Source organism: Gammaproteobacteria bacterium (assembly GCA_013696315.1).
Classification (GTDB): domain Bacteria; phylum Pseudomonadota; class Gammaproteobacteria; order JACCYU01; family JACCYU01; genus JACCYU01.
Window position 1 is genome coordinate 21720 of record JACCYU010000235.1, and the last position, 7165, is coordinate 28884.

Genomic DNA, 7165 nt, shown 5'->3' on the forward strand with positions numbered 1-7165 from the left:
AGCGTGTGCTGTCCTGGTTCGAACGCGCCTTGTGTCGGCGCGCGCGGACGCGCGGCAGGCGAGAACTACTGCACCGCGTTCAACATGTAGTCGACCGCCGCCTTTACGTCTTCATCGCTGAGCTGCGGATTGCCGCCTTTGGGCGGCATCGCGCCGCCACCATTGATAGCGGTCTCGTAGAGATGCGTCTTGCCCTCCTTCAGGTGACTGGCCCATGCCGCCTTGTCACCGTATTTGGGCGCGCCGGCCATGCCCGTGCCGTGACACGAGGCGCAGACACTTTCATATGTTTTTTTGCCAGCGGTCATTGACGCACCGGCGGCTGTGCCTGCCTTGCCTCCAGCCTTGTTCGACGGCGCGTTCTTGCCGCCGGCTTCGGTTGAGCTTTTGGCGCTGTCATTCGCGCCCGCTGCCTTGGCGTTCGAAACCTGCGCGATGATGTAGTCTACGGCCCCCTTGACCTCGTCCTCGCTCAGCTGCGAATGACCGCCCTTGGCCGGCATCGCCCCGATACCGCCGATGGCGCTGGTGTATAGCGCCTGCGGGCCCTTGACGATACGCGCTTTCCACGCCGCCTTGTCCGTCACCATGGGCGCCCCGAGCGCGCCCGAATCATGACAAGAAGAACACATGGCCTGATAGGTCGACTTGCCTTCAGGCGACGCACCCCGCTGGGCTGCCTGCGCCACGTCCGCCGGCGCCGCCCCTGATGTCGCGGAGGCCTGTTTGGTCTGGCCCGATTTTGCCTGCCCGCCCGAGGCCTTGCCGCCCGAAACTTGCGCGATAATGTAGTCAACTGCCCCCTTGACCTCATCCTCGCTCAGCTGCGAATGGCCGCCCTTGGCCGGCATCGCGCCTACGCCGTTGATGGCGCTGCTGTAAAGCGCCTCTGCGCCTATGGCGATACGCGCTTGCCATTGGGCTTTGTCCGTCACCATGGGCGCCCCAAGCGCGCCCGAATCATGGCAGGAAGAACACATGGCCTGATAGGTCGACTTGCCTTCAGGCGACGCGCCCCGCTGGGCTGCCTGCGCGATGTCAGCCGGTGGCGCCCCTGACGGCGCGGACGCTTGTTGCGACTGGCCCGTCTTGGCCTTTCCGCCCGCGGCCTTGGCCGTCTGCCCGCCGCCAGAAACCGTAGCCACGATGTAGTCGACCGCCGCCTGCACCTCCTCGTCGGAGAGACTGGGATCGCCGCCCTTGGCGGGCATCGCCCCGATGCCGTTGATAGCGTGATCATAAAGTGTCTGCTTGCCTTGCTTGATGCGCGATTCCCAGTCGGCCTTAGCGGTTATTTTCGGCGCGCCGCTCGCGCCCGAGTCGTGACACGAGGAGCAGACCTGCGCATACGTCTGCTCACCGGCCGCGCTACCGCCACCCGCCGCCGCGGTCTGGGTCGCTTTTGGCACTTCTCCGGAATGCGCCTCGCCCACCGGCGCGGTACGCTCCGCCACCTGCTTTTCGATCATGGGCCCGTAATCGACGGTGTTGTACGACATCAACACCCGCGCAATCACGAATATCACCACCGTGAACACCACCAGCCCGCCAAGTACGATTAAGAACTGCGACATGAATTGTTTATCATCCTGGGTCACGCGCGGCCTCCAGTATCAGCCAGATTATTTGTTTCGGGATAGGCCGGATGGCCCGTGTAGTGGTCTATCAGACTTGAATATTGCGACAAAACACAAAGCGGACAGGCTCAGGATTATAGGATAAGCGGTATACTCGCACCACCTGCGATGCAAGCACCGCGAACGAAAGTTCCCGGTTTCCAGCAAAAATCGCCGTTGTCGTAAGCCGGCCGGCATGGATGTTATCGTCGGGGCTTGCTAACCTAATTGGAATTGCGCCCGTAGCTCAGATGGATAGAGTGTCGGCCTCCGAAGCCGAAGGTCACAGGTTCGAATCCTGTCGGGCGCGCCACCTTCTATTCGTATCTCATCAAAGCCATCCCTGGCGAAACATTGCGACTGCCCTGAACTCCGGCCCGCACCTCCTTGTGCGGGCGCTCTCCGGTAAAGCGCTTCACTGGATCGATTTCTTGATCAGGCTCGCCCCTGCTGTCCCATCGAGCAGCGATCTTATCGCGCCGGCTCCGTTTCGACGACTGAGGAGATTTTACTCGGGATTAGGCAACGGCCCATGTCGTTGCAGGCTTGCACATTGACGATCGCCTGGAGGTTGTCCGGCCCGTGGCCCGCACCGGGCGCGTGCAGCGTGACTGACAGGATGGTGTCGTCGCTATAAACAGCAATGGGCTTGTCGAAGCCTTCTTTCAGCAGACGCCCGCGCGGATAATTCACCACAGCCTCGACCGGCTGTTTTCCCTGTACGACTTTTAGAGTGGTGGGTATCAGAAATTCCATGGACGCGGGATTCGCGTTGACGTGCCAGCCGCGCGCGATATCCAGCGTCACGTCGATGCCGGAGAGCGCGCCGTTCGCGGACCGCGGCAGAGCACGAACCTTGACGTAGTCGGCGCTCTGCGGAAGCGCCGAGGATGCATTTTGAGCGCGCGAGGCGGATTTATCTGTAACGTCCGCCGCACTGTCGGCGCGTTCCGTCATAGGTAGGTTCGCTGGTTGCGAACTCAAGTAACCGTAAACACCGCAGACCAACGCCACGACAATTGCGACGATCACGAAAAGATTATTTCTACTCATAGAAGTCAGTACCGGGTTAATGGCGCGACGCGCGGGGTTATCCTCCCGGTTTCATCGGTCGCCTCCACGATGGCTTCGATCAGCTGGCTCGCGCCGAACAGATCGGGGAAGCGGCTGACAATCCTGCCATCGCCTTCGATCACAATGGCGAACGGAATCCCGCCGCCGCCAAATGAGCGCAACAGGCGCTGTTGAGGCGCATCCGCCTGCGTCATGTCCACTTGCAGTGTCAGCAGCCCCGACTCACTGGCCAGCGCCACGACTTCGGCGTCGCTGTAAACCGTGCGCTCCAGCACCTTGCAGTTGATGCACCAGTCGGCCGTGAATTCGATTAGCAGAGGCCGCTGCTGCTCGAGTGCGGCCGTGCGTCGTGCATGGCTATACGGCTGCCACGGCAGCGGCTCGCTGTCGCGCAGCGAATCCGCGGCAACCAGCGATCCCACCAGCGCGACGCACACCGCGGGCAGCAGTCGCGAAGCCGTCGATTCACGGTTCAGCAGATGCCATACGGCCCACAACACGAAGAGCGCGACCAGCGAAAACGCGGCCGCCCGCTGCAGCGCGGGCGATACGATCGACCCGATGAAAAATACGGCGCCGCCCAACAATATAAACCCCATCAGCTCCTCGATGCGCGCCAGCCACGCGCCGCCGCGCGGGAGCCGATCGATCAACCCAGGTATCGCCAGCAGCAGCACGTATGGCGCGGCAAGCCCCAGGCCGATGGCCGCGAAGATGGTGACGGTCGCGCTGGCAGGCTGGGTTAACGAAAACGCGAGGACCGACCCCAGAAACGGGCCGGTGCAGGGCGTCGACAGCACCCCGGCCAGGGCGCCGGTGAGGAATGGGCCCGAACCCGCGGCGCCCGCCTCGTACACCTTCGAAGGGAGGCGGATCGGCACGTGCAACGCCATAACCGCGCCGGCCGCGAACAGCAGCACGATCAACATTAGCAGAAACACGCGCGACTGAAACAGAAATCCCCATTGCAGATTAAGGTAGGCGCTGGCCAGACCCAGCGGCAGAAACACGGCCAGCGAACCCGCCGCCAGGGCCAGCGCCGCGATTAAGCGCGCGCGGGATGTCTGACCGGTTTCCGCGATCAGCGCGTGCACCTTGAACGGCAACACCGGCAGCACGCACGGCGCGAGGTTCAGCAGCACGCCGCCGGTAAAGGCGAACACCGCTTGCAGCCAGAGATCCGTCATGTGTTTATGCCCTGCGCCGGTCGCATCGCCAAGTTTGACTCTGGTTGAGCGAATTCATCTCGTCCCGTTTCTTTATACGCCGCCACCGGGCCGCAATCGCTGGCCCGCGACAACCGCAGCGATCCGCGGATCACGCGCGACACCGCGTCGATGCCCAGATTGAGAAACCCGGTCACCAGAATCAGCGCGAACGCCTGGTCGAACCTGAGCGCCTGCATGGCGTTATCGACGAAGAAACCCAGGCTTTGCACACCCAATATACCCACAATGGCGGTCTCACGGAAAATGATTTCCCAGCGGTAGAACAGGAAGGCGAGAAACTGTCCGTAAAGCCGGGGCACGAGTTCGAACGCGTACAGGTTCAGACCGCGGCCATGATCGGGTCGCAGCACCAGCGCGTTGCTGTGCCGGCCGATGAGATAACCGATGATCGCGCCGTTGTGCAGGGCCAGCGCCAGCGCGGCCGGCAACATCGACGGACCCAACGCGTGCAGGAGAATAAATGCAAGAATATATTCGGGGATCGAGCGGAAAATCACCAGCAACAAATGCCCGGCGCCGCGCGCGGGCGTGCGCGACAGATAGCGCGACACCAGCGGGAACAACAGCAGCGCCAGCCCGCCGCAGCCGACCAGCGCGATCTGCGTCAGCAGCAGGGTATTCACCACACCGGGCCAGATGGACTGTGCGAACAGAAATACGCTCACCGCGCCGCTGCCGCGCGGAAACCAGGGGCGGACCGCGGCCTCGGTTTCCTCCAGAATCTCGCTGTACACCTTGGCGAAGATGCCCGCGTAAGGGACGGCGACCGCCAGCACGCCGGTCAATGGATGCAGACCGAAGATTTGCAGAAAGATCAACGCCCAGAAGAGTTCGTGAATGGAGCGCACGAAGGCGCAACCGCCGCGCACCCAGACGAGGTGAAAAACAGACGCCAGGACGAAACCGGCGGCGGCGGCGATCACCACGCCCCACAGCGCGAACGCGACGGTCATGGCGATTGCTTCTAACGGCACGGCGACGGTGGTCAGCGAGGGCGTGAGCAGCCCCAACCCCATCTGCCCGAGGATAGCCCACGGATCGACTGTAGACACACCGAGATCGGCGAACGGGACGCACAACTCCGCCACCAGCACGAACGACAAGCTCACCTTCGAGGCCGGGCTAGCCAGCGGGCGCATCGCGTCGATAGAGTTCGGTCAGATCGGTGTCCGTGATCGCCGCCGTGCGACTGTCGAACACGATACGGCCACCGGCCAGCCCGATCAGACGTTGCGTGTAGTCGCGCGCGAGCTCGATATCGTGCAGCGCGATCAGCGCCGTGTCGTAACGGCCGCACAATTGATCGAGCACGGCGCGCGCCTGGGTGGCGTCCACCGCCGAGACCGGCTCATCCGCGAGCAGCAGCCGCGCGCCGCGGTAAAGACCGCGGCCCACCGCCACGCGCTGCCGCTGTCCGCCGGACAATTCGCCGGCGCGGCGATGCAGTTGCTCCGCTAGCCCCAGCGGTTCGATCAGCGCGCGGATTTCGTCCAGCGCGCGGCGGCCGGGGCGCACAAGATTGAGCAGATTGTAAAAGGCGCAGTGGCGATCCAGCCGGCCCATGTAGACGTTATGAAACGCGCTGAGCGCGTCGACCAGACCGAGCGCCTGCGGGATCAGGGCGCTGTCATCCGCATAGGTGTTATAGGCGAAGTTGATGAGGGTGGACTTGCCGGCGCCGCTTCTGCCGATCAGGCCCACGCGTTCGCCCGGCCGGATGTCGATTTGTACGTCGCGCAGCACGGCGCGGCCGTCGTAACCGACCGAAGCGTTATGCAGCCTGAACATCATGGGCGGAATGACTTCACGCCTTGCATCAAGCGATCAGTCGATCAGCCCGATTTCCTTGGCGATATCGAGAATCTCGGTAAAATCGGCGTTTTCGGCCGCGATAAACCCGCTGCGCGGAAACGCCTCCAGCAGTTGTGGGTCCTTCATCCCGATCAACGCGGCGCGCACGCGGTCCGCGAATCCTTCTCCCCAGGTCGCATCGACGTCGCCGCGGATCGTCCAGTGGTAATCCGGATACGGCGGCGTCTTCCAGATCACTTTCACCTTGTCGATATCGATCTGGCCGGCGGCGACTTCCTCTTCCCACACCTGGTAGTTCACAGCGCCGACCTGATAGGCGCCCGACTGCACCAGGGCGTTGGTCTGCGTGTGGTCGCCGGAAAACCCCACGCGCGCGAACACCTCGTCCGGCGCGCCCAGGTGCCGGCGGATGAAGTATTCAGGCATCAGCCGGCCTGAGGTCGAGCCTTTGGAGCCGAACGTAAACGACTTGCCGGCGATTCCCTGGGGGAAGCCTTTGCCTGGTTCCAATCCCGTACTGGCGTGCGCGATGAAATAGCTGCCGAAGTCGGGATCCTCGACACCCTGCACGATGGCCTTTGAGCCGGGCACCAGCCGCCGCGCCTGCACGCCGGACAGGCCGCCGAACCACGCGAGTTGCACCTGATTGTTGCGAAACGCGATGACCGTGGCCGCGTAATCCTTCACCGGCAGATATTCCACCGGCACGCCAAGACGCCGGCTAAGATAGTCCGCCACCAGGGTGAAGCGTTCCTGCAACCGCGTCTCGTCCTGATCCGGGATGGCCGAAAACCGCAACACCGGCTCGGCGGCGAATCCGCTTATCGCCGATAACATGAGCATGGCGCCCAGCAACAATTTGATGCCCGACCGCTTGACGGGCAGGTTGATTCCGACTGACATGCGGCGCCTCCGGGCGGTTGAATGAATCGAACTTTATTACGCCGTCAGCGGGGAGATTGGATGTGCCGGACAGGTACGGAATTTCAGATAACGCTGAGGGCGGTTGTAACGACAGGCCGGATACGCCCGATAATGCTCGCCTGCCCATATCCCAGTTCACGCAGTTCGGCAACGCAGGCTTTGGCCTCATCGGACGGCACGGCAGCCAGCAGCCCGCCCGAGGTTTGAGGGTCGAACAGCAGCGGCCACGCCGGATGAGTACGCACCGCCTCCGCGGCTGTGATGGTCTCAGCCAGACGCGCATTCTGCGGCTGCAAGGAACTGACAATGCCGGCCGCGACGCAATCCAGCGCGCCATCGAGCAATGGCAACTTGGCCAGCTCGATTTCCGCGCCCAGTCCCGACGGCCGCAGCAGCGCCAGCAAATGACCGACCAGGCCGAAACCGGTCACGTCGGTGCAGGCACTGGCGTGATGGGCGCGCAGGCAATCGGCCGCCTGCGCGCTGGACTGGCGCATCATGGCCACGGCC

6 protein-coding genes, 1 tRNA gene and 1 pseudogene are annotated in these 7165 nt (G+C 63.3%); 1 reads left to right on the plus strand and 7 read right to left on the minus strand.

Translation table 11 applies throughout. The features are described from left to right. Nucleotides 1-65: 65 nt before the first annotated feature. Nucleotides 66-1598, minus strand: coding sequence for a cytochrome c5 family protein (locus tag H0V34_13905; GenBank protein MBA2492734.1), 1533 nt, complete (start codon nucleotides 1596-1598; stop codon nucleotides 66-68). 254 nt (nucleotides 1599-1852) lie between these two features. On the opposite strand from H0V34_13905, the gene H0V34_13910 reads away from it, so the two are divergent. Next, nucleotides 1853-1929 (plus strand) — tRNA-Arg (locus tag H0V34_13910). A gap of 158 nt (nucleotides 1930-2087) precedes the next feature. Here H0V34_13910 and H0V34_13915 read toward each other — a convergent pair. From H0V34_13915 to H0V34_13940, 6 genes and pseudogenes are all read right to left on the minus strand, one after another. Further along, nucleotides 2088-2669, minus strand: a complete 582-nt coding sequence (locus tag H0V34_13915) for a hypothetical protein (GenBank protein ID MBA2492735.1) — start codon at nucleotides 2667-2669, stop codon at nucleotides 2088-2090. Between the two features lie 5 nt (nucleotides 2670-2674). Then, nucleotides 2675-3877, minus strand: a complete 1203-nt coding sequence (locus H0V34_13920) for a thioredoxin family protein (GenBank protein ID MBA2492736.1) — start codon at nucleotides 3875-3877, stop codon at nucleotides 2675-2677. Between the two features lie 125 nt (nucleotides 3878-4002). Next, nucleotides 4003-5058, minus strand: a pseudogene (locus H0V34_13925) (hypothetical protein). Further along, the gene (locus tag H0V34_13930) at nucleotides 5042-5707 is read right to left on the minus strand and encodes an ATP-binding cassette domain-containing protein (protein MBA2492737.1); all 666 of its coding nucleotides are present in this window, start codon (nucleotides 5705-5707) and stop codon (nucleotides 5042-5044) included. Before H0V34_13930 ends, H0V34_13925 begins: the two are co-directional and overlap by 17 nt. A gap of 36 nt (nucleotides 5708-5743) precedes the next feature. Continuing rightward, entirely contained in the window at nucleotides 5744-6634 is an 891-nt protein-coding gene (locus H0V34_13935; GenBank protein MBA2492738.1) for a putative selenate ABC transporter substrate-binding protein, read from the minus strand. An 83-nt stretch (nucleotides 6635-6717) separates the two neighbouring features. Beyond that, nucleotides 6718-7165 (minus strand): bifunctional NADH dehydrogenase FAD-containing subunit/selenide, water dikinase SelD (locus H0V34_13940; GenBank protein ID MBA2492739.1); only part of this gene is annotated, 448 nt, incomplete at its 5' end.

What these genes read in the sequence shown, in the direction of transcription:
- H0V34_13935 (MBA2492738.1), bottom strand. Translation starts at nt 6,634, where the DNA reads ATGTCAGTCGGAATCAACCTGCCCGTCAAGCGGTCGGGCATCAAATTG.
- H0V34_13930 (MBA2492737.1), bottom strand. Translation starts at nt 5,707, where the DNA reads ATGTTCAGGCTGCATAACGCTTCGGTCGGTTACGACGGCCGCGCCGTG.
- H0V34_13915 (MBA2492735.1), bottom strand. Translation starts at nt 2,669, where the DNA reads ATGAGTAGAAATAATCTTTTCGTGATCGTCGCAATTGTCGTGGCGTTG.
- H0V34_13920 (MBA2492736.1), bottom strand. Translation starts at nt 3,877, where the DNA reads ATGACGGATCTCTGGCTGCAAGCGGTGTTCGCCTTTACCGGCGGCGTG.